This is a genomic window from Pseudomonas sp. B21-036 (assembly GCF_024748925.1).
Taxonomy (GTDB): domain Bacteria; phylum Pseudomonadota; class Gammaproteobacteria; order Pseudomonadales; family Pseudomonadaceae; genus Aquipseudomonas; species Aquipseudomonas palmensis.
Window position 1 is genome coordinate 5628083 of the sequence record NZ_CP087178.1, and the last position, 20842, is coordinate 5648924.

Sequence of the window (20842 nt, forward strand, 5' to 3'; positions counted from 1 at the left end):
TCAATGTTATATTATAACAATGCAATTTAGCCAATCGGAGATTGGATGAAAACCTTCGTACTGCTTTCGCTCCTGCTGATCCCCGTCGCGACGGTTCACGCCGAGATGACGCGCAGTGAGCCTGCCCAATGCACGCGCAGCGCCAACCTGCTGGCCTGCCAAGATCGCGATGGCAATGTGTACAGCGTGCACAGCCAAGGCAACACCCAGTACGTGCGCGGCCTTGAGGTGCTGGGGCAGCGGCGCTGGGTACAAACCAACAGCCTCTATGGGCCGCTGACCTTCTACACGGGCCTGGCCAGCGACGGCGAAGCCTGGGTCGGCTATAGCCGCCGGGTGGGTTGGACCACGCAGAACCGGGTGTCCAGCTCCAGCGGCCAACGCTTCAGCCTGCGTTGCAATCGCCTTGGGGGCTGCGAGTGAGGACTCGGAAAAAGCTATGATGAATGAATCGTTATAATGTAACGTATCGGTTTTTAATTCAGCGATGGTTTCAGCATGAACGCCCTGACCCTTCCCGATATCGCCGCTCAAGCCAGCCAGCAATCCATGCCTCTGGAATGGGTTGGCATGTGCGGCATCGCACTGCCGATCACACTCGACGGCGTGCAGGTACGCGCCAGCGCCGATGCCGGCGTCAGCCTGGATGATGGAGCCTCGCGGGGGATTCACATGTCGCGCCTGTACCTCGCGCTGGAGGCATTCGAGCACGCGGCGTTTTCAGTAGGGTTGGTGCGCCAGGTCCTGGAACGGTTTATCGACAGCCATCAGGGCCTCTCTACCACCGCTTACCTGCGTCTTGGCTTTGAATTGCTGCTCAAGCGGCCTGCGCTCGTCAGCCCGCTGGCAGGCTGGAAGGCTTATCCGGTGAGTGTGGACGCGCGTTTGGAAAACGGAGTGTTCCACGTGGAACTAAACGCACAAGTCGAGTATTCCTCCACCTGCCCATGCTCCGCCGCGCTCGCCCGCCAGTTGATTCAGCAGCAGTTCGTCGATGATTTCGCCAACCGCAGTAACCTCGATCATGCTGCCATCCTGCATTGGCTCGGCACCGTCCAAGGCATCGTGGCAACACCACACAGCCAACGCAGCACGGCCCATCTGCACCTGCGCCTGGCCCCAGGCGAGGAGCAAATGCCCTTTCGACAGCTGATCGACCTGGCCGAGGCAGCTCTCGGCACTGCTGTGCAGACAGCCGTGAAACGAGCCGACGAACAGGCGTTTGCGCTGGCCAACGGGCAGAACCTGATGTTCTGCGAAGACGCCGCGAGGCGCCTGCATCTGGCCCTGCAACCGCTGCCGTGGATCGACGGCTTCAAGCTGCGTGTGGAACATGCCGAAAGCCTGCATGCCCACGACGCTGTCGCGCAAAGCCAATGGCAGTGGCACCTGCGCTGATCAGGTGCGCGGCTTGACCGTGCCGCAATCGTTGCCCAGCCACACCGCACGGGTGTTCATGCTGCCCTTTTGCTCAACACCGGACGCATTGAACGTGCCGCTGACCTTGGTCAGAAATTCCCGATCGCTGAGAAACTGCGCTTCACCGTTGCCTTGAGCCTTGGGGCAACTGAAGGTGAACTTCCACACATTGCCGTTGCGCTCGGTGATCTTCTGCGTGCACCCCGACTGCGGGTCCTGCAGCGGAATGTCGTTGGTCTGAACCTGCTCCTGGGTCAGGCACGAACGCACCCCTTTGCCCCCGACGCTGATGCCTTGCTTGGCCAGGCCACCCTCGATCATCGCGCGCTGCTCGGGCGGCAGGTTCTTCAACTGGCCGAGCATGAATTCCATGTCGGGCAGTGGCTTGCCATCGACCTGCATGTTGCTGCTGGTCAACTCCCACAGGCCCGGTTGCAACATCTGCGCATGCACCAACGGGCTCGCCAGGCCCAGTACCAGTGCCAGCATCGGCAGACGACTTTTCATGTAGTGACTCCTTCAGAATCCGGCCCCAAGCCGGAACACAGCTTAGACGCGTTTTCGTGCTTTCAGTTGCAAGTGCAGGCGCGAACGTGCTCTGTTAGCGGGCAGTGCCCTCGGATAGCAGAATGTGTATGGATTACCACAGCCCTTACTTCTTCGGTTACCTCATCGGTTTGATTCACCTGCTGGGCGTGATTGCCGCCCTACATGCCGTGTTCACCGTGCGCACTGCCCAAGGTGCAATTGCCTGGGCCATGTCGCTGCTGTTTATCCCCTACTTCACGCTGATTCCGTACCTGGTGTTCGGCAGTCGCACCTTCGACGCCTACATCCAGGCCCGCCGCCAGGCCAACCGCGAAATGCACGTGGCCATGGCCGACCTCAACTGGCGCCCCTGGGTGGAAGAGGCGCTGACCGCGCGCAACTCCGAATCCTATGCGGCGCTGCGGGCCATGCCCAAGCTTGGGCGCATGCCGTGCCTGGCCAACAACCAGGTCAGCCTGCTGATCGACGGGCAGGCCACCTTCGACGCGATCTTCAAGGCGATAGAAGCGGCTCACGACACGGTACTGATCCAGTTCTTCATCATCCACGACGACGGCATCGGCCGTGAACTCAAGGCGCTGCTGCTGAGAAAGGCCGCGGAAGGGGTGAAGATCTACGTGCTGTTCGACAGCGTTGGCAGTCACGCCCTGCCCTCCGCCTATATACAGAGCTTGCGCGAAGGCGGCGTGAACATCCGCGCCTTCGCCACCCGCCGCGGCTGGTTCAACCGCTTCCAGGTCAACTTCCGCAACCATCGCAAGATCGTGGTGGTCGACGGCATGCTGGGGTTCATGGGGGGCCATAACGTGGGCGACGAATACCTGGGCGGCAACCCCAGGCTATCGCCCTGGCGCGACACCCATGTGCAGGTCAGCGGCCCGGTGCTGGCCTGCCTGCAGGAATCCTTTGCCGAAGACTGGTACTGGGCGGCGCGCCAGTTGCCGCCACTGATACTGCCCGACACCTACCCCGACAACGGCGTACTTTGCCAGGCACTGGCCAGCGGGCCCGCCGATCCGCAGGAGACCTGTTCGCTGTTTTTTGTCGACGCCATCCACGCGGCGCGCGAGCGGCTCTGGATCACCAGCCCGTACTTCATTCCCGACGAGGCCGTGTCGGCCGCGCTGCGCCTGGCGGTGTTGCGGGGCGTCGACGTGCGTATCCTGATTCCCTCGCGCCCTGACCACCGTATCGTGTACGCCGCCTCCAGCCTGTTCGCCTTCGAGGCGGTGCAGGCCGGGGTGCGCATGTTCCGCTACGGGCCGGGGTTTCTGCACCAGAAGGTGGTGCTGGTCGACAACGAGGTCAGCGCCATCGGCAGTGCCAACCTGGACAACCGCTCGTTCCGCCTGAACTTCGAAATCATGCTGCTGACCGTAGACCTTGCCTTTGCCGCGCAGGTCGAAGCCATGCTCCAGCACGACTTCGACCAAGCGCGGGAAATCACCCCTGAGGACAGCCAGCAGACGCGTCGCCTGCAACAACTGGGGATGCGCATCGCCCGACTGATCTCGCCGATCCTCTGAGCGCGACTGTCAGCGGTACAGGTCCTCGCGGGTCAACGGGAGGTCGTGGCCACCATCGGCGAACGGCTTGACTGCCAGAATCTGGTGCAGGTTAATCCAGCCCTTGGCAAAGGCATAGGAGCAACCGGCCAGGTACAGCCGCCAGATGCGCAGGGCCTTTTCCGGCACCAGGCTCGCGGCCTTGTCCAGCTGGCTTTCCAGGCGATCGCTCCACTGCGCCAGCGTCCGTGCGTAATGCAGGCGCAGGCTCTCGACGTCGACCACTTCCAGCCCCGCTTCGCTGATACGCGCACTGATCATCGACAGGTGCGGCAGCTCGCCATGGGGGAACACATAGCGCTCGATGAAATTGCCCGCGCCGCGCCCCACCGGGCGCCCGTCCACATGCTTGGCGGTGATGCCGTGGTTCATCACCAGGCCACCTTCGCGCACCGCGCCGAACAACCGCTGGCAGTACAATGCCAGGTTGGCATGCCCCACGTGTTCGAACATGCCGACACTCACCACCTTGTCGAAGCGACCGTCCTGCGGCAGGTCGCGATAGTCGAGAATCTGCAGTTCCACCTGATCTTCAAGCCCTTCTGCCTTGACCCGTTCACGCCCCAACTTGAGCTGCTCCTTGCTCAGGGTGATGCCGAACACCTTGGCGCCGAACTCGCGTGCGGCATAACGTGACAACCCGCCCCAGCCACAGCCCACGTCCAACAGGTAGTCGCCCTGCTTGAGCCGCAGCTTGCGGCACAGGTGCTCAAACTTGTTCTGCTGGGCCTGCTCAAGGGTGTCGCCGAGGGTCTTGAAGTAGGCGCAGGAATACGCCATGTCGCGGTCCAGCCACAGCTGGTAGAAATCGTTGGACAGGTCGTAGTGGTAGGAAATGGCCGCCGCGTCGGTGGCCTTGTCATGCTCGCTGCGCACCGGCTGGTCTTCTTCCTCGTCCGTGAGCAACGCCTGACTGAGCTCGTCGCACACGCGGATGACTTCGCCGATGGTGCCCTCCAGTTCCAGCTTGCCCTCGACGAACGCCGCGCCCAGCTCATCCAGGCTGGGGTGGGTCAACTGGCCGATCAGCTGGGGATCCTTGACCACGATGGTGACCTGCGGCTGGGGGCCCAGATCGAATTCGTGACCATCCCAAAGCTTGAGTCGCAAGGGCAACCGCAGGCTTTGCAGAACAGGTGGAAGTTGCGCAAGCATGAAATGAGCCTCCCGTAATCTTCGGACGTCTGCACAAAAGGGTAGCCCATCCTCAAGAACAGGGAGGCATGCCGGACTATCGTCGTAGACCGGCCGATGCAAAAAGGTAGTGGCATAAATTGTATACAACCTCCAGATCGGCCCCTAACCTTGGCGGCATTGTCGATTCTTCATCCGGGAGTACAACAATGAAAACCTATGATGTCGTGATCATCGGCGGCGGCCCTGGCGGCTACAACGCTGCCATTCGCGCAGGCCAGCTGGGCCTGAGCGTGGCCTGTGTCGAAGGTCGCCCGACCCTCGGCGGCACCTGCCTGAACGTTGGCTGCATGCCGTCCAAGGCCCTGCTGCACGCCTCCGAACTCTACGAAGCGGCTGCCGGCAGCGAGTTCGCCAACCTCGGTATCGAGGTCAAGCCAAGCCTGAACCTGGCGCAGATGATGAAACAGAAGGACGAGAGCGTCGCGGGCCTGACCAAGGGCATCGAGTTCCTGTTTCGCAAGAACAAGGTCGACTGGATCAAGGGCTGGGGCCAGCTCGATGGCGTGGGCAAGGTCAAGGTCACCGATGACCAGGGCGCCGTGACCAAACTGCAGGCCAAGGACATCGTCATCGCCACCGGGTCCGAGCCGACTCCGCTGCCCGGCGTGACCATCGACAACCAGCGCATCATCGACTCCACCGGCGCCCTCGCCCTGCCCCAGGTGCCCAAACACCTGGTGGTGATCGGCGCGGGCGTGATCGGGCTGGAGCTGGGCTCGGTGTGGCGCCGCCTCGGTAGCCAGGTCACCGTGGTGGAATACCTCGACCGCATCTGCCCCGGCACCGACGAAGAAACCGCCAAGACCCTGCAGCGCGCATTGGCCAAGCAAGGCATGAGCTTCAAGCTGGGCAGCAAGGTGACCCAGGCCACGCCGTCGGCCGACGGTGTCAGCCTGACCCTCGAACCGGCCGCCGGCGGCACCGCCGAAACCCTGCAGGCCGACTACGTGCTGGTCGCCATCGGCCGTCGCCCCTACACCCAGGGCCTGGGCCTGGAAACGGTAGGCCTGCAGACCGACAAGCGCGGCATGCTCGAGAACCAGGGCCATCGCACCAGCGTGCCGGGCGTGTGGGTGATCGGCGACGTCACCAGCGGCCCGATGCTCGCCCACAAGGCCGAAGACGAAGCCATCGCCTGCATCGAGCGCATCCACGGCAAGGCCCACGAAGTGAACTACGGGCTGATCCCGGGGGTGATCTACACCCGCCCCGAACTGGCCAGCGTGGGCAAGACCGAAGAGCAGCTCAAGGCCGAAGGCCGCGCCTACAAGGTCGGCAAGTTCCCGTTCATGGCCAACAGCCGGGCCAAGATCAACCACGAGACCGAAGGCTTCGCCAAGGTGCTGGCCGATGCCGAAACCGACGAGGTACTCGGCGTGCACCTGGTTGGCCCGTGCGTCAGCGAGATGATCGGTGAGTACTGCGTGGCCATGGAGTTCTCGGCCTCGGCCGAAGACATCGCCCTCACCTGCCACCCGCACCCGACTCGCTCCGAGGCCTTGCGCCAGGCGGCGATGAACGTCGAAGGCATGGCCATGCAGATCTGACCCCGGTCAGCCTGCACGCTTGATCCGTGCGCCTGAACCGACGGCGACCATCACCGCAGGTTCAGGCACGCACCGGGTCAGGCCTGGGCGGCTTTGGGCTGAGTACCGAAGCGGTCCGCGAGGAACGGCGTCAGGTCCAGCGGCAGTGCCTCCTCATGCAGCACCTTGTCGATCAGCACGCCAGTGATCGCCGAGGTCAGGATGCCGGTACGAAAGTGCCCACAGGCATTGAGGTAGCCACTCACGCTCTGCACCGGGCCGAGAATCGGCAGCTCGTCCGGCGAACCGGGACGCAGGCCTGCCCAGCTGCGTTTGAGGTTGATCTGCGCCAGCTCCGGAATGCAGCGCACCGCGCCCTGCACCAGACCGTTGATTTCCGGATAGGTGGTGGTGACGTCGAAGCCCTTGTCTTCGGTGGTGCTGCCGATCAGGATCTCACCGTTGTCCTTCTGCGCCATGTAGCAATCGGCGGTGGTCAGGCAGCCCTGCAGCAGCTTGGGCATGCGCTCGGTGAGCAGGATCTGGCCCTTGACCGGCTTGACCGGAATGCTCAGGCCAGTGGCCATCTCGCTCAGTTCTGCCGCCCAGGCGCCGCCGGCGTTGATCAGGGTCTGGCAGTGAAACTCGCCTTCCACGTCGGTCTTGACCCCCACCACCCGGTCGCCCTGGTGCAGCACGCCGGTGACGTTGGTGTTGAGGAACAGGTCGACGCCGTTCTGCCGCGCACCTTCGGTGTAGGCATCGGCCAGACGGAACGGGCTGACCTGGTGATCGCACAGGAACTCCAGCGCGCCGTGGGCATGGTGGCTGACGGCAGGCTCGGCCTTGCGCAGGGCATCGCGGTCGAGCCAGCGAACCTCGTGGGCCAGGTGCGGGATCTGCGCGACGATATGCTCGGCGTACAGGCGGTCCTCGTCGTCGTAGATCACGTATTTGAGGCCGGTGCGCTCGAACTTGAAGTCCATGCCGTGGCGCTCCATCAGCTCCTGGTGCAGGCCGGGGTACAAGGCATTGGATTGCAGCGCGAAGTCGAAGAACGACTGCGGCAGGATGTGCGGGGTGCTGGAATCGACCGCCACGGCGGCGCCGTTGGCTTCGCGCTTGTGCTTTTGCGACATCATGCGAAAGAAGATCACCCCACAGCCCAGGCCGACCGATTCGCCGATCGCCCACAACCCGCCCGCCGAGGCACGGGTAGCGTTGCCGGGGCGCTTGGCGTCGATCAGCGCGATCCTGAGGTTGCCACGCTTGGACAACTGGTAGGCGCAGGAAGCGCCGATCACACCGCCGCCGGCGATGACCACATCATAGGTTCTGTTCATGCTTCAGCTTCCGTGCCGAGGTTCTTGAATGCGGAGAAAGGGATCGGGTCGATGGGGAACCGCGGGCGCAGCCAGCCCACATCGGCACGCCCGGTGGCCTGGCGCAGGCGATCGTTGCAGTAGCCCACGCACATGCGGCCCTGGCAATCGCCCATGCTCACGCGGGTGCGCATCTTCAGCCCGGCCATGTCCTGTACACCCTGCTCCAGGGCGCGGTCGATGTCGCTGCGGGTGACGTGCTCGCAGCGGCAGATGACGGTGTCGGGTGCGGGCAGCGTGATCTGCTCAGTGCCGCGCAGGGTGTAGCGGTCTACCCCGGCACGAAAGCGCTTGATCGCGGCCAGCTTGCCCAGGTAGCGCTCGCGCAGGTCCAGCGCCTGTTCGGGGGTGATGACCTGAGCCTGGTGCAGGATCGACACGGCGGCTATGCGCCCGGTGAGCATCGCGGCTTCGCCACCGCGAATCCCGCCCATGTCACCGGCCAGGTGAATGTGCGGCTCGCTGCTCTGTTGCCACACGTTGCTTTCGGCGCGCAGGTAGCCGTCTTCGTTGAAGCCGTGGGCCAGGCCCATCTGCTGGCTGAGCTGGGTGCGCGGAATGAAGCCGTAGCCCACGGCCAGGGTCTGCGCCGAGACGCGCTGCACACGGCTGATGTCCGGCTGCCAGTTGTCACTGTAGGGAGCCAGGCGCACTTCGGTGAGTTCGCCCTCGCCGTTGGCACCTACCACGCCCCAGCCGTAGTTCATGGGGATACCGTTGAGCTTCAGATAACCGAGCATGCTCAGGCCGTCGAGAAACAGCTGCGGCTTGTTCAGCAGCGCCAGGCTTTCCTTGGCGATCTTGCCGAAGGCACATGCCTCGTACACCCCTTCCACCTTGACCCCGGCCGCGTGCAGCTGGCATGCCACCAGGGGCAGCAGCGGGCCGGTGCCGGCGATGACGGTGGTGCCCAGCGGCTTGACCACGCCGCTCTTGATCTGCAACTGCAGACCGCCCAGCAGCATCACGCCGGGCAGGGTCCAGCCGGGGAACGGCACGTTGCGCTCATGGCAGCCGGCGGACAGTACCAGGTGGCTGTATTCCACTTCGTGCAGCTGCTCGTCGCTGTCCAGCACCATCAGGCGGTTGCCGCCTTCGCCCCCGACCACACGGGTTTCCAGGCGCACGTCGATGCGCTCGGCACAATCGGCGAACTCTTCGTGCAGAGTGTTCAGCGCGCTGGCATAGCGCTTGCCCAGGTAGCCCAGGTCGACGCCGCTGCGCAAAGGGCCGCGATAGACCACCCCACCCAGACGCGAAGCTTCGTCGAACAGCACGCTGGAGACGCCATGCCGGGCCAGTTCGATGGCAGCCGCCATGCCTGCCGAACCGCCGCCGACTATTACCGGACGCAGGCTCATTCGACACCCTCCACGTCGAAGCGGTTGACCCCGGTTTCGACCTGCATGCCCGGCTTGACGATGGTCTGGCAGGCGCGGCGCTTGGGGCGACCGTTGATCGACACCAGGCAGCAGTGGCACACGCCCATGCCGCAGAAGGCACCCGTGACCTGGCCATGGTCGTTGCGCGCCACCTGGCGCAGGCCCACCGCGTGCAGCACGTTGAGCACGCTTTCGCCTGCCGCGGCCGGTACCGGCCGACCGTTGAGCTCGATGGTCATGTCTGCCCGCGACAGGGGCTGAATATCATGATTGCGGTCCATTGACTGCATTGCGTTTCATCCTTGAAAAGAGTGGCAGGAATCCACCACGGTAAGCCATGAAGGCGCATTCGACATTGATCCAGGCCAGAAAACTGGGTTTCGACTTGTTGCCGGAATGCTGTGGAGATGTACTGCACTTGGTACCATCACCACATTTACATGACGACATGATGACGAACGCCCCCGTGAAACGTATCTATCGCTGGTTGCAGCACCCTCGCGCTTCGCTAGCCGCCCTGTTCGGGCTGCTGGTGGTGGTTCCTGTATGCCTGCGCGTGGCGAACGGCTGGGCCGATCCGCTGGGGTACCTGTCCGACGTGGGCCTCGGTGGTGCACTGGTCGTTCTGCTGTACCGTCGTCCGGTATGGCTGGCAGTGCCCGTGGTGCTGGCGTGGGGAGTGCTGAACCTGGCCAGTGCTGAGCTAGTGGCCGCAGTAGGCCGATTGCCGACCCCGGCCGACCTGCACTACCTCACCGATGTGCAGTTCATGGAAAACTCCGCCGGTGGCAGCCTGGCCAACCCTGGCTTCGCCATTGCCCTGGGGCTTGGGCTGCTGTTGTGGCTTGCGACCCGCTGGGCGGCCCGGGCCAGACCCGTCGCGCCATTGCCGCGGCACCTGTGGGCGGTGCCCGTGACCTGCCTGCTGGTGCATGCCGGTACCCAGGCCTGGGAACCTGCCGAAGCGGACGAGTGGCAGGTGTTCAATCTGCCACATCAATTGCTGGCGGTAGGCGTGGGTGAAAGCCAGGCGCGTATCGAAGACTGGCTGGAGGCCGATGTGGTCGACCCGCCCGTGGCCATGGCCGGCCTGACCCGCCTGGACCTGAGCGGCAAGCCGCTGCTCGACGCGCCCGGCAGCGCGCGCAACGTGCTGGTGGTCGCGCTGGAAGGCATCCCGGGGGCTTACCTGGACATCAACCGACGCACCCTCAACCCCGCCTACCAGGAACACCTGATGCCCAAGCTGAGCGCCTGGGCCGAACGCGGCATGAACACCCCCGACTACGTGCTGCATACCCACCAGACCATCCGTGGCCTCTACGCCATGCTGTGTGGCGACTACGACAAGCTCGACAACGGTACCCCCAAAGGGGTCGAGATGCTGACGCAGAACCAGCGCAACCAGGAATGCCTGCCGGCGCAATTGCGCGAACATGGCTTCAGCACGCACTACCTGCAGGGTGCCGGGCTGCGCTTCATGGCCAAGGACAAGATCATGCCGCACATCGGCTTCGATACCACCCTGGGCCTGGACTGGTTCAAGAACCCCAACTACCTGGACTTCCCGTGGGGCAAGGACGACAAGGCGTTTTTCGAAGGCGCGCTGGACTATGTCGGCCAACTGCAGAAGCAGCCTGAGCCATGGATGCTCACCCTGCTGACCGTGGGCACCCACCAGCCCTATTCCGCGCCGGCGGAGTACCTCGAACGCTACGCCACGCCCAAGCAGGCGGCAGTGGCCTACCTCGACGACGCTGTGGATAACTTTCTTGCCGGGCTGGAACGTCAGGGGGTACTCAAGGACACCCTGGTGGTGATCACCTCGGACGAATCCCATGGCATCGACGGTGTACGCCTGGCGTCTTCGTGGGGCTTCAACCTGATGCTGGCGCCCGAGCAGGCACAACTGCCACAGGTGAAATCCGGCGTGTACGGTCACGTCGACCTGACCGCATCGGTGCTCGACTATTTCGGCTTCCCGGTGCCCAACGCCCTCAGTGGGCGTTCGCTGCTGCGCGACTATGACAACGGGCGTGAAATCATGTCGTTCACCAACGGCAAGCTGCGCTATCACGATGGCAATGCCACCTTCACCGAATGCGATTTCCAGCAGCGCTGCCGGTCGTATGCCAGTACCGGCTTCATTGCCGAACGCGCCAACCTGACAGATCGCTTCCGTGGCCAGCGGGCACGCCAGGTGCAGGCGCGCGCCAGCGCACTGGATCAATCAGTGATGGGCTCACCGCTGAACCAGCACTACCAGTTTGGCAGCGCGACAGTGATCCCGCTGCAGCCGCAGATCAAGGATGACTGGGCCGACAACCTGATCGGTGCGCAGTACCTGGAGATGCCCAAGGGCTCGCACACCCGGGTGCGCCTGACGGTACGCTCGGCCGACCCCCAGCAGAACGCCTATATCGTGCTCAAGACCAAGGAGTTCGAGCAGGAGGTGCTGGTGGGGCTACCTACCGAGGAGATGCTGGTCACGCCGGATCAGCCCCTGGAAATGGAGTTCACGTTCGACAACAACGAGTCGCGCAAGGCGTTCTCGTTCCACCTGTTGGGGCATGGGTTGGGGGCGGTCGAAGTGAGCGACTTCAGTGTGGTGACCGAAGCGCCGGGGCAGATTGATGAGCTGGATGAAACGCTGGCGCGGTTGAACGGCAAACCCAGTTGATTCCCTGATTGTCGGTGGACAGTTCACCGGCCTTCAGCGCACAACGCGGCTGTTCAACCAGCAGAAGCGGCTGCCCGCTTTTTCCGGTGTGAAGCGTGGCGCTGGAGCTGGTCGACACTGTGATAGCTTGAGGCACGCGCCTCAAGGGAGCTGACGTACGCTGTGGCAAAAACGACCGATGGCCTCGCAGGCCGCTCGCAGCGACAGGTCATCCAGCGCGTAGGCAATGCGCAGATAGCCCGGCAGGCCAAATGCGCTGCCCTGTACGACGGCAACATCGGCCTCATCCAGCAGCGCCAGCGCTACCGCCTCATCGTCGACCAGCGTGCGCCCGCCCGGGGAGCACTTGCCAATCAACCCCGTACAGTCGGCAAAGGCATAGAACGCACCCGCCGGAAGTTCGCAACGGATGCCTGGCGCCTGATTCAGCAGCGCTACCATGAAATCACGACGACGCTGGAACACTTCGCGGCTGTGGGCGATGAATGCCCTGGGGCCGTCCAGCGCGGCTATCGCCGCATGCTGGGAGATCGAACATGCCCCCGACGTCTGCTGACCTTGCAGCTTCTGCATCGCGTCGAGCAACCAGCGCGGCCCCGTGGCGAAGCCGATGCGCCAGCCGGTCATGGCGTAGGCCTTGGATACGCCGTTCATGGTCAGCGTGCGCGGCGCCAGCTGCGGTTCTACCTGGGCCAGGGTAAGAAAGTCGCGGCCATCGAAGATCAGATGCTCATAGATATCGTCCGCCAGGATCAACACCTGAGGGTGGGCCAGCAGGACCTTTGCCAGCGCTTCGAGCTCTGCACGGCTGTATACCGCACCGGTCGGGTTGGCGGGCGAGTTGAGAATGAGCCAGCGGGTCTTGGGGCCGATAGCACCTGACAATGCCTGCGGCGTCAGCTTGAAGCCTGACCCCGCACCACAAGCGACAATGCGCGGCTCGCCACCACACAGCTGAACCATTTCGGGATAGCTCACCCAGTACGGCGCGGGGACCACCACCTCGTCGCCCTCGTTCAGCGTCGCAGCCAGGGCATTGAAGATCACCTGCTTGCCGCCACTGCCTACCAAGGTGTCCTGCCAACCGACATCCAGACCATTTTCGCGCTGGAACTTGCGCGCGATCGCTTCGCGCAGAGCGCGAAGGCCCGCCACCTGGGTGTAGCGGGTGTGGCCACTATTGATGGCCTGTATGGCTGCGGCGCGGATATGTTCCGGGGTGTCGAAATCAGGTTCGCCGGCACACAGCGAGATGATGCTGCGCCCCTCGGCGCGCAGCACGGCTACACGGTCGATGATGGCGTAAGTCGCCGAAGGCCTGGCGGCCTCCAGGCGATGATTCAGGGCTTCAAGGCTCATGGCTGCTCCTGCGGCCGGGTCAGCCCAAGCAGATCGAGCGTGGTGTGACCTTCGCGCAGCCTGGCCATCAACAGCGCCTCCTTGTCCGCACGTTGCCGGCCTTCGCGCAGGGTGCGCTCCACAGCGGCGACCGGAATGATGATCACGCCATCCTCGTCGGCAACCACCAGGTCGCCGGCGCAGACCGGGGCGCCGCTGAAGACGAACGGCTTGCCCACCGAAGGCGCGGTGGCCTTCACCGTCCCCTTGACCGAGATACCTCGCGCAAACACCGCGAAACCTCGCGCCTGGAGCGCTGCAACATCCCGCACGCCGCCGTTGATCACCAGGCCGACGATGCCGGCGGTTTCTGCAGCCACGGTCAGTACCTCACCCCAGTAGCCGGCGACGAAATCGGCGGTATCACACACCAGCACGCTGCCGCGTGGCGCCTTGGCCACGGCCAGGTGCAGGCCAAGGTTGTCCCCCGGCGCGCACTGCAGCGGGTAGGCCGGCGCGGCAATGAATGCACCGGGCCAGACGGCCCTGATCTGCCGGTCAACCGCGCACGGCAGGCCCGAGGCCTCGTAAAGGGTGGAACTGCCAAGGGCCTTGGCGATGGGTTGATAATCGTGTGGAAGGCTCATGGCTGCTTGCTCTGCAGGGTGTGATAACCGAGGGCGGCCCGGGCTTGCCTGAGGCCTTTGCCACCGGCCAGTTGCTGACGAATCTGCGCCTCGACCTGCTCGATACGGTGTGCTGTGTCGGCGACTTCCCGGGCGCGGCTGCGCGGTACGATGACCACACCGTTGGCGTCGGCCACGACGATATCGCGGGCACAGGCCCGGGCAGTGCCAACCGACACCGGCTGGTTGACGGTAGCCACTTCCACGCGGTCCTTGCCGGTGCGCATGAAGCGGCCTTTGCTGAACATCGGGTAACCGTCACCCAGTGTCTTGTTCACATCACGGCAAACGCCGTCGATGACCGTTGCGGCGACACCACGGGCCAGTGCGTACTGGGTCATGATGTCGCCCCACACCGTGCAATCGGTGCGTCCTTGATTGGCGATCACCACGACATCACCCGGGGCCACGTCATCCATGAAGTCGCCAACCGTGCCTGGCGGAGTGCCTGCGCTGACGTACTGCACGGTGAAGGCCGGACCTACCAGCACCTGGTCGTAGTTGGCCAGCGGCGCAATGCCGAAGGCCTGGCCAGCAAGGCCCAATCTGTCCAGGGCATCGGAGACGCCAGGGGTATCCAGGCCATCGAACAACGCGACGAGGTCTTTATCGGACAGGCTCATTTCAGTGCTCCGCCTTGATGGCTTCGAATTGGGCGTCATGCATCACGTGTTCGACCGAGCGGCCCGCCCGCACGGCATCGAGCATGCCGGCCTGGCGCCGGTCTATCCGCTCGGCCAGGGCCAGAACCTGCTCAATGACAGCGGCTTGAATGAAAACGGTGCCGCATTCGTCGGCGATCACGTAGTCATCTTCTTCGACCTCCACGCCGGCCATGTGCACCTTGACCGCAGCGTCGACTTGAATGAGCCGATTGCGTGCGCTGATCATGGTTATGCCGCGGCCAAACACCGGGTAGCCGATGTCTGCATTGGCGCGGATATCGCGGCTGAAGCCATCGGTGACCGTGCCACGGATGCCCTTGCATCGCGCCGCATTGGCGAGGATGTCGCCCCAGCTGGAAACGCCGTGGAGGCCACCGGCAATGACCAGAACGCGATCATCGGTGGTGATTCGCTCCACCACCGGTGTAATCAGGTGAACGTCTGGCGCCGTTCCCTGCTTGGGGCCGAGCTGCACGGTGCTGGCACGGCCGACGATTTGCGGGCAGTTCCAGAGCGGCATCAGCCCGTTGGTGGCGCCAGGAAGTTCGAGGAAGTCCAGCGCGTCCGACACGGTGTTGGTGTCGAGCGCTGCCAGGCGTTCAAGCGTGGCTTTCAGGCTCATCGGTTGCAGACCTCTTGGGAGATGAGGCCTGAGTATCGACAAGGTGTTTTGATACGTATATTCCTAAGAAACTAAGCTTGTCATAGCCCTGACATATGGAAGCACACTGTGATCAATTTCCGCCTGATACGTCATCTCTGGTTGTTCCTGGCCGTTGCCGAGGACCAGAACTTCAGCCGCGCCGCCAGGCGCCTGGGCATGTCGCAGCCGCCGTTGACCGAACAGATCCAGGCCCTTGAACAGTCCTTGCGCGTGCAACTGTTCACCCGCTCGCGCCGCGGCGCGCAGCTCACCGCAGTTGGGGCGGCGATTCTGCCGGCGGTGCGCAAGTTTGCCGACCAGCTCGAGCGGCTCGAGCTGGCGGTGCATGAAGCCGTGGCCGGTCATGCTGGCGTGCTGACGATCGGGGCGATCACCTCGGCCATGATCGATGTGCTGCCGCCATTGATCGAGCGGTTCAAGCAGGACCACCCACTGATTACGGTATCGGTGCGGGAAATCGACAGTGCAGAAGCCATCCCTGCGCTGGAGGCTGGGGATATCGACATTGCCTTTGCGCGTCTGGAGGGGAACCTGGGCCGCCACCTGCAATCCATGCCGCTGTCCGAGGATCGTCTGGCGGTGGCGCTAACCAACGACCATCATCTGGCGAAGTGTGCGGCGATCAGCCTAGGGGCGCTTGCCGATGAAACCCTAGTGATGGCTTCACGGGATGTGAGCCCGGTGTACTTCGACTGCCTGGTGGGGTTATGCAAAGCCAGCGGTTTCGCGCCACGCATCGTGCACCAGGTGCGCTCGGTATCTTCCCAGGTGGCGTTCGTCAGCTGCGGCCAGGGCATCGCATTGGTGCCCGCCTCGATGGACAAGCTGGCCCCTGAAAACGTACTGGTCCGGCCGTTGCAGCCAGAAGTGAAGGTGGTCACCACCGCCGTGGCCTGGCACGACGGGCACAACAACCCGCTGGTCGAGGCGATGATCGATCAGGCCAGGCAAGGCTTGTTGATGGATTGAGCAGCCGCCGCACGGGTGCGACAAGCAGGATCCGGGAAGGCGAACCTTCCCGGATCTTTTGGCGGTGTGGAGTGCCTGGGCCTGACCGGCCCCTTACTCCACCGTCACCGACTTGGCCAGGTTGCGGGGCTGGTCGACGTCGGTGCCCTTGAGCACGGCCACGTAGTACGACAGCAATTGCAGCGGGATGGTGTACAGGATCGGTGCCAGCGCATCGACGATGTGCGGCATGGCGATCACATGGGTGCCCTCGCCATTGCTCATGCCTGCCTTCTCGTCGGCGAACACGATCAGCTCGCCGCCACGGGCGCGCACTTCCTGCAGGTTGGACTTGAGCTTCTCCAGCAGCTCGTTGTTCGGTGCAACGGTAACGACCGGCATGTCGGCATCCACCAGCGCCAGCGGGCCGTGCTTGAGCTCGCCAGCCGGGTAGGCTTCGGCGTGGATGTAGGAGATTTCCTTGAGCTTGAGCGCCCCTTCCATCGCCACCGGGAACTGCGCGCCACGGCCCAGGAACAGGGTGTGATGCTTGTCGGCGAACAGCTCGGACGTCTTCTCGATGGTGGCGTCCATCGCCAGCGCTTCGCCCAGGCGTACCGGCAGACGACGCAGTTGCTCCACCAGTTCGGCCTCGACGCCAGCCGGCAAGGTGCCACGCACGCGTCCCAGCGACAGGGTCAGCAACATCAGCGACACCAGCTGGGTGGTGAACGCCTTGGTCGAGGCCACGCCGATTTCCGGGCCGGCACGGGTCAGCAGGGTCAGGTCCGATTCACGCACCAGCGAGCTGATGCCGACGTTGCAGATGGCCAGGCTGGCAAGGAAGCCCAGCTCCTTGGCATTGCGCAGCGCCGCCAGGGTGTCTGCAGTTTCGCCCGACTGGGAAATCGACACGAACAGGGTGTCGGGCTGCACCACCACCTTGCGGTAGCGGAATTCACTGGCCACTTCGACCTGGCACGGAATGCCGGCCAGCTCTTCGAGCCAGTAACGCGCAACCATGCCCGCGTGGTAGCTGGTGCCACAGGCCACGATCTGTACATTGCGCACCTTGGGGAACAGCTCGGCCGCCTTGGGGCCAAAAGCCTGCACCAACACGTGATCCGAACCCAGGCGGTCTTCCAGGGTGCGCTGCACCACGGTGGGCTGCTCGTGGATTTCCTTGAGCATGAAGTGGCGGTAATGGCCCTTGTCGGCCGCTTCCGCGCCTTCGTGATACTGCACCGCCTCGCGTTGCACCGGCTGGCCATCGACGGCCCAGATGGTGATCTGGTCGCGGCGAATCTCGGCGATGTCGCCCTCCTCCAGGTACATGAAGCGGTCGGTGACCTGGCGCAGGGCCAACTGGTCGGAGGCCAGGAAGTTCTCGCCGTGGCCCAGGCCGATCACCAGCGGGCTGCCGCTGCGGGCGGCCAGCAGGCGGTCTGGCTGGCTGGCGCTGATCACCGCCAGGCCATAGGCGCCATGCAGTTGCTTGACGGTCGCCTTGAGGGCGTCGGCCAGGTCCGGCAGGCTTTTGAGGGTGTGGTGCAGCAGGTGCACGATCACTTCGGTGTCGGTCTGCGAGGTGAATACGTAGCCCAGGCCCTTGAGCTGTTCACGCAGCACATCGTGGTTCTCGATGATGCCGTTGTGCACCACCGCCAGGTCGTGGCCGGAGAAATGCGGGTGTGCATTGCCTTCGGTTGGCGCGCCATGGGTCGCCCAGCGGGTGTGGGCGATACCCAGGTTGCCGACCAGCGGCTCGGCGGCAACGGCCGCTTCCAGCTCGCTGACCTTGCCGATGCGACGACGGCGTTCAAGGTGGCCCTGCTGGGTGAAGACAGCCAGGCCGGCACTGTCATAGCCGCGGTATTCCAGGCGCTTGAGGCCTTCGATCAGGATGGTGGTGATGTTGCGTTCGGCGACGGCGCCCACGATTCCACACATAGATGTTGCTCCTAGCTGATAGCGGCACAGATGAGGTTGATGCCGCGGGCTTGAATTTGATCGCGTGCCTCCTGGGGCAGGCGTTCGTCGGTAATCAGGGTATTCACGCTGGCCCAGGGCAGCTCCAGGTTGGGAATCTTGCGCCCGACCTTGTCCGACTCGACCATCACGATCACTTCGCGGGCCACCTCGGCCATCACCCGGCTCAACCCCAGCAATTCGTTGAAGGTGGTGGTGCCGCGCACCAGGTCGATACCATCGGCACCAATGAACAGTTGGTCGAAATCGTAGGAGCGTAGTACCTGCTCGGCAACCTGGCCCTGGAACGATTCGGAATGCGGGTCCCAGGTGCCGCCGGTCATCAGCAGTACCGGTTCGTGTTCCAGTTCGCTCAAGGCACGGGCCACGTTCAGCGAGTTGGTCATCACCACCAGCCCCGGTTGCTGACCCAGTTCGGGGATCATCGAAGCCGTGGTGCTGCCGCTGTCGATGATGATGCGCGCATGCTCGCGAATCCGCGCCACGGCGGCACGAGCGATGGCCTGTTTGTAGAGAGAGATGGGCTGGCCCTGGTCGGCGAACAGTTCCTGAGGCAGGGTCACCGCGCCACCGTAGCGGCGCAGCAGCAGGCCGTTGGCCTCCAACGCGGCGAGGTCCTTGCGAATGGTGACTTCGGAGGTTTCGAAACGCTTGGCCAGTGCATCCACACTCACCTCGCCCTGCTCATGCAGCAAGGCCAGGATGTTGTGGCGGCGTTGAGGTGTGTTTCGTTTCGACATGAGAAGTTAAGTTTCGATTCGAAAGATAATTACGTCAATCAAAACCTAAAGCTTTCATTTGGTCAAGCAGGCAATGAAATTATTTTTGTGGATAAGGCGTTGCTGGGGTCAGGTTATCCACACTCGAATGCCAGGCAAAAAAAAAGCCGACTTATGCACAATGCGGTCGGCTTTCTCAGAGCTGTGGACAACTCAGCTCTTCTTGATCTTCTCTGGCCGTTTCCAGCCATCGATATTGCGCTGACGACCGCGGGCCACGCCCAACTGGCCAGCCTCGACCGTCTGGGTGATGGTGGACCCTGCAGCGGTGGTGGCCCCATCAAGGATATCCACAGGCGCCACCAGCGAGTTGTTGGAACCGATGAAGACATCCTCGCCCAGTACGGTACGGAATTTGTTGGCACCGTCGTAGTTGCAGGTGATGGTGCCGGCGCCGATATTGGTGCGCGCCCCCACCTCGGCATCACCCAGGTAGGTCAGGTGGCCTGCTTTGGCACCTTCACCCAGGTGGGCATTCTTCAGTTCGACAAAGTTACCCACATGCGCTCGGGCATCCAGCACGCTGCCCGGGCGCAGCCGCGCGAACGGACCGGCATCGCTGCCCTCGCCCAGCACGGCACCTTCGAGGTGGCTGTTGGCCTTGACCACCGCACCCTTGCGCAGGGTGCTGTTCTTGATCACGCAGTTCGGGCCGATGACCACGTCATCCTCGATCACCACGCGGCCTTCGAGGATAACGTTGACGTCGATGAGCACGTCACGCCCCACGATGACTTCGCCGCGTACGTCGAAACGCGCCGGGTCACGCAGGGTCACGCCCTGGGCCATCAGGCGACGACCTTCGCGCAATTGATAATGACGCTCCAGTTCGGCCAACTGACGACGGTCGTTGGCGCCCTGCACTTCCATCGGGTCCAGCGGCTGCTCGGTGGCCACCACCAGGCCGTCGGCCACTGCCATGGCGATCACGTCGGTCAGGTAGTACTCACCCTGTGCGTTGTGGTTCGACAGGCGGCCCAGCCACTCGGCCAACCGAGCCCCCGGTACGGCAAGGATGCCGGTGTTGCCTTCATTGATCGCCTTCTGTGCGTCGCTGGCATCCTTGTGCTCGACAATGGCAGCCACCTGGCCCTGGTCGTCGCGCACGATACGGCCGTAGCCGGTCGGGTCGGCCAGGGTCACAGTGAGCAGGCCCAGTTGCTGCGGGTTTACCCTGGCCAGCAAACGCTGCAGGGTGTCCACCTCGATCAGCGGTACATCGCCGTAGAGGATCAGCACGGTGTCGGCACTGAGCGCCGGCAAGGCCTGGGCCACGGCGTGGCCTGTGCCCAGCTGTTTGTCCTGCAACACGAAATTCAGGTCATCGGCAGCCAGTCGCTCGCGAACCAGCTCGGCACCATGTCCGATCACCACGTGAATACCCTGGGGCTCGAGCTGGCGGGCGCTGTGGATAACATGGCCAAGCATCGAGTTGCCGGCGACCGGGTGCAGTACCTTGGGCACGGCCGAGCGCATGCGTGTGCCCTGGCCTGCCGCGAGAATAACGATATCGAGAGACATTGACTGGCTACCAAATCCGGGGAGAGGTCGATGAATGACCGAAATGAGATATGCAGAAAAAGAAAAAGGGTAGCCGAGGCTACCCTTTAACTCAATCGCGGCGAAAGCAATCAGCCTGTAGGCCGAATTACCTTCCCTTGCGCAACTGCTGGACGGTGCGCAGCTGAGCTGCGGCTTCGGCCAGACGTGCGGCAGCGGCGCCGTAGTCGAACTCTGCGCCTTTGGCGTTCAGGGCGTTCTCGGCAGCCTTGAGGGCTTCCTGGGCCTGAGCTTCGTCCAGGTCGGCAGCACGTTGCACGGTATCGGCAAGCACCTTGACCATGTTCGGCTGGACCTCGAGGAAACCACCAGAGATGTAGAACACCTCTTGGGCGCCACCCTGCTTGGTCAGCGTGATCGGACCTGGCTTCAGATTAGTGATCAGCGGGGCGTGGCCTGGAGCGATACCAAGATCACCCAGGTTGCCGTGCGCAATCACCATCTCGACCAGGCCGGAGAAGATCTCTCCTTCCGCGCTGACGATATCGCAATGGACTGTCATAGCCATCTGCT

The 20842-nt window shown here is 63.5% G+C and carries 19 protein-coding genes; 6 read left to right on the forward strand and 13 right to left on the reverse strand.

The genetic code is table 11. The features are described 5' to 3' along the window. Positions 1-45: 45 nt before the first annotated feature. Both LOY33_RS25725 and folE2 read left to right on the forward strand, forming a co-directional pair. Positions 46-423, forward strand: a complete 378-nt coding sequence (locus tag LOY33_RS25725; protein WP_123753557.1) for a glutamine synthetase — start codon at positions 46-48, stop codon at positions 421-423. Positions 424-498: 75 nt separating this feature from the next. Next, the gene (gene folE2, locus LOY33_RS25730) at positions 499-1398 is read left to right on the forward strand and encodes a GTP cyclohydrolase FolE2 (RefSeq protein ID WP_258660548.1); all 900 of its coding nucleotides are present in this window, start codon (positions 499-501) and stop codon (positions 1396-1398) included. Here folE2 and LOY33_RS25735 read toward each other — a convergent pair whose 3' ends face one another. Continuing rightward, entirely contained in the window at positions 1399-1926 is a 528-nt protein-coding gene (locus LOY33_RS25735) for a DUF3617 domain-containing protein (RefSeq protein WP_043861510.1), read from the reverse strand. A 128-nt stretch (positions 1927-2054) separates the two neighbouring features. Here LOY33_RS25735 and cls point away from each other — a divergent pair, with 128 nt between their 5' ends. Further along, positions 2055-3494 (forward strand): cardiolipin synthase, encoded by a 1440-nt coding sequence (gene cls, locus LOY33_RS25740; protein WP_258660549.1) that lies wholly within the window; start codon positions 2055-2057, stop codon positions 3492-3494. Positions 3495-3503: 9 nt separating this feature from the next. Here cls and cfaB read toward each other — a convergent pair whose 3' ends face one another. Further along, positions 3504-4688, reverse strand: coding sequence for a C17 cyclopropane fatty acid synthase CfaB (gene cfaB / locus LOY33_RS25745; protein ID WP_258660550.1), 1185 nt, complete (start codon positions 4686-4688; stop codon positions 3504-3506). A gap of 188 nt (positions 4689-4876) precedes the next feature. Here cfaB and lpdA point away from each other — a divergent pair, with 188 nt between their 5' ends. Next, entirely contained in the window at positions 4877-6277 is a 1401-nt protein-coding gene (gene lpdA, locus LOY33_RS25750) for a dihydrolipoyl dehydrogenase (RefSeq protein WP_258660551.1), read from the forward strand. Positions 6278-6354: 77 nt separating this feature from the next. Here the strand turns inward: lpdA and hcnC are convergent, their stop codons facing one another. The 3 genes from hcnC to hcnA are packed head-to-tail and all read right to left on the reverse strand — an operon-like array spanning position 6355 to position 9310. Further along, positions 6355-7599 (reverse strand): cyanide-forming glycine dehydrogenase subunit HcnC, encoded by a 1245-nt coding sequence (gene hcnC, locus LOY33_RS25755; protein WP_043861506.1) that lies wholly within the window; start codon positions 7597-7599, stop codon positions 6355-6357. After that, entirely contained in the window at positions 7596-8999 is a 1404-nt protein-coding gene (hcnB, locus tag LOY33_RS25760) for a cyanide-forming glycine dehydrogenase subunit HcnB (protein WP_043861505.1), read from the reverse strand. The genes hcnC and hcnB overlap by 4 nt, the downstream gene beginning before the upstream one ends. Further along, a complete protein-coding gene (gene hcnA / locus LOY33_RS25765) occupies positions 8996-9310 on the reverse strand; it encodes a cyanide-forming glycine dehydrogenase subunit HcnA (protein WP_043861504.1) in 315 nt (104 codons plus the stop codon). The genes hcnB and hcnA overlap by 4 nt, the downstream gene beginning before the upstream one ends. Positions 9311-9486: 176 nt before the next feature. Here hcnA and LOY33_RS25770 point away from each other — a divergent pair, with 176 nt between their 5' ends. Then, positions 9487-11700, forward strand: a complete 2214-nt coding sequence (locus LOY33_RS25770; protein WP_258660558.1) for an LTA synthase family protein — start codon at positions 9487-9489, stop codon at positions 11698-11700. A 141-nt stretch (positions 11701-11841) separates the two neighbouring features. On the opposite strand, the gene LOY33_RS25775 is transcribed toward LOY33_RS25770, so the two are convergent. From LOY33_RS25775 to LOY33_RS25790, 4 genes are read right to left on the reverse strand one after another with little or no spacing between them, the layout of a single operon-like run. Continuing rightward, a complete protein-coding gene (locus LOY33_RS25775; protein WP_100634880.1) occupies positions 11842-13059 on the reverse strand; it encodes a pyridoxal phosphate-dependent aminotransferase in 1218 nt (405 codons plus the stop codon). Continuing rightward, positions 13056-13685: an RraA family protein gene (locus LOY33_RS25780; RefSeq protein WP_116052434.1), complete on the reverse strand. Its 630-nt coding sequence runs from the start codon at positions 13683-13685 to the stop codon at positions 13056-13058. Before LOY33_RS25780 ends, LOY33_RS25775 begins: the two co-directional genes overlap by 4 nt. Then, positions 13682-14347: an RraA family protein gene (locus tag LOY33_RS25785; RefSeq protein ID WP_258660562.1), complete on the reverse strand. Its 666-nt coding sequence runs from the start codon at positions 14345-14347 to the stop codon at positions 13682-13684. Before LOY33_RS25785 ends, LOY33_RS25780 begins: the two co-directional genes overlap by 4 nt. Position 14348: 1 nt before the next feature. Continuing rightward, positions 14349-15011 carry an RraA family protein gene (locus tag LOY33_RS25790; protein ID WP_100634886.1) on the reverse strand — a complete coding sequence of 221 codons (663 nt, stop codon included), beginning with the start codon at positions 15009-15011 and terminating at the stop codon, positions 14349-14351. A 108-nt stretch (positions 15012-15119) separates the two neighbouring features. Between LOY33_RS25790 and LOY33_RS25795 the strand changes: the two genes are divergently transcribed. Continuing rightward, positions 15120-16022 carry a LysR substrate-binding domain-containing protein gene (locus tag LOY33_RS25795; protein ID WP_258660569.1) on the forward strand — a complete coding sequence of 301 codons (903 nt, stop codon included), beginning with the start codon at positions 15120-15122 and terminating at the stop codon, positions 16020-16022. Between the two features lie 93 nt (positions 16023-16115). Here the strand turns inward: LOY33_RS25795 and glmS are convergent, their stop codons facing one another. From glmS to LOY33_RS25815, 4 genes are all read right to left on the reverse strand, one after another. Further along, positions 16116-17951, reverse strand: a complete 1836-nt coding sequence (gene glmS / locus LOY33_RS25800; protein WP_058541969.1) for a glutamine--fructose-6-phosphate transaminase (isomerizing) — start codon at positions 17949-17951, stop codon at positions 16116-16118. 11 nt (positions 17952-17962) lie between these two features. After that, complete coding sequence (locus LOY33_RS25805) at positions 17963-18730, reverse strand: DeoR family transcriptional regulator (RefSeq protein ID WP_054916063.1); 768 nt, start codon at positions 18728-18730, stop codon at positions 17963-17965. 192 nt (positions 18731-18922) lie between these two features. Beyond that, positions 18923-20290, reverse strand: coding sequence for a bifunctional UDP-N-acetylglucosamine diphosphorylase/glucosamine-1-phosphate N-acetyltransferase GlmU (gene glmU, locus LOY33_RS25810; protein WP_054916062.1), 1368 nt, complete (start codon positions 20288-20290; stop codon positions 18923-18925). A 127-nt stretch (positions 20291-20417) separates the two neighbouring features. Continuing rightward, positions 20418-20837 carry a F0F1 ATP synthase subunit epsilon gene (locus LOY33_RS25815; protein ID WP_043860662.1) on the reverse strand — a complete coding sequence of 140 codons (420 nt, stop codon included), beginning with the start codon at positions 20835-20837 and terminating at the stop codon, positions 20418-20420. Positions 20838-20842: the final 5 nt, after the last annotated feature.

Bases quoted from the DNA above. Each gene is read 5' to 3' on its own strand.
- LOY33_RS25725 (WP_123753557.1), top strand. From the start codon at position 46: ATGAAAACCTTCGTACTGCTTTCGCTCCTGCTGATCCCCGTCGCGACG.
- folE2 (WP_258660548.1), top strand. From the start codon at position 499: ATGAACGCCCTGACCCTTCCCGATATCGCCGCTCAAGCCAGCCAGCAA.
- LOY33_RS25735 (WP_043861510.1), bottom strand. From the start codon at position 1,926: ATGAAAAGTCGTCTGCCGATGCTGGCACTGGTACTGGGCCTGGCGAGC.
- cls (WP_258660549.1), top strand. From the start codon at position 2,055: ATGGATTACCACAGCCCTTACTTCTTCGGTTACCTCATCGGTTTGATT.
- cfaB (WP_258660550.1), bottom strand. From the start codon at position 4,688: ATGCTTGCGCAACTTCCACCTGTTCTGCAAAGCCTGCGGTTGCCCTTG.
- lpdA (WP_258660551.1), top strand. From the start codon at position 4,877: ATGAAAACCTATGATGTCGTGATCATCGGCGGCGGCCCTGGCGGCTAC.
- hcnC (WP_043861506.1), bottom strand. From the start codon at position 7,599: ATGAACAGAACCTATGATGTGGTCATCGCCGGCGGCGGTGTGATCGGC.
- hcnB (WP_043861505.1), bottom strand. From the start codon at position 8,999: ATGAGCCTGCGTCCGGTAATAGTCGGCGGCGGTTCGGCAGGCATGGCG.
- hcnA (WP_043861504.1), bottom strand. From the start codon at position 9,310: ATGCAGTCAATGGACCGCAATCATGATATTCAGCCCCTGTCGCGGGCA.
- LOY33_RS25775 (WP_100634880.1), bottom strand. From the start codon at position 13,059: ATGAGCCTTGAAGCCCTGAATCATCGCCTGGAGGCCGCCAGGCCTTCG.
- LOY33_RS25780 (WP_116052434.1), bottom strand. From the start codon at position 13,685: ATGAGCCTTCCACACGATTATCAACCCATCGCCAAGGCCCTTGGCAGT.
- LOY33_RS25785 (WP_258660562.1), bottom strand. From the start codon at position 14,347: ATGAGCCTGTCCGATAAAGACCTCGTCGCGTTGTTCGATGGCCTGGAT.
- LOY33_RS25790 (WP_100634886.1), bottom strand. From the start codon at position 15,011: ATGAGCCTGAAAGCCACGCTTGAACGCCTGGCAGCGCTCGACACCAAC.
- glmS (WP_058541969.1), bottom strand. From the start codon at position 17,951: ATGTGTGGAATCGTGGGCGCCGTCGCCGAACGCAACATCACCACCATC.
- LOY33_RS25805 (WP_054916063.1), bottom strand. From the start codon at position 18,730: ATGTCGAAACGAAACACACCTCAACGCCGCCACAACATCCTGGCCTTG.
- glmU (WP_054916062.1), bottom strand. From the start codon at position 20,290: ATGTCTCTCGATATCGTTATTCTCGCGGCAGGCCAGGGCACACGCATG.
- LOY33_RS25815 (WP_043860662.1), bottom strand. From the start codon at position 20,837: ATGGCTATGACAGTCCATTGCGATATCGTCAGCGCGGAAGGAGAGATC.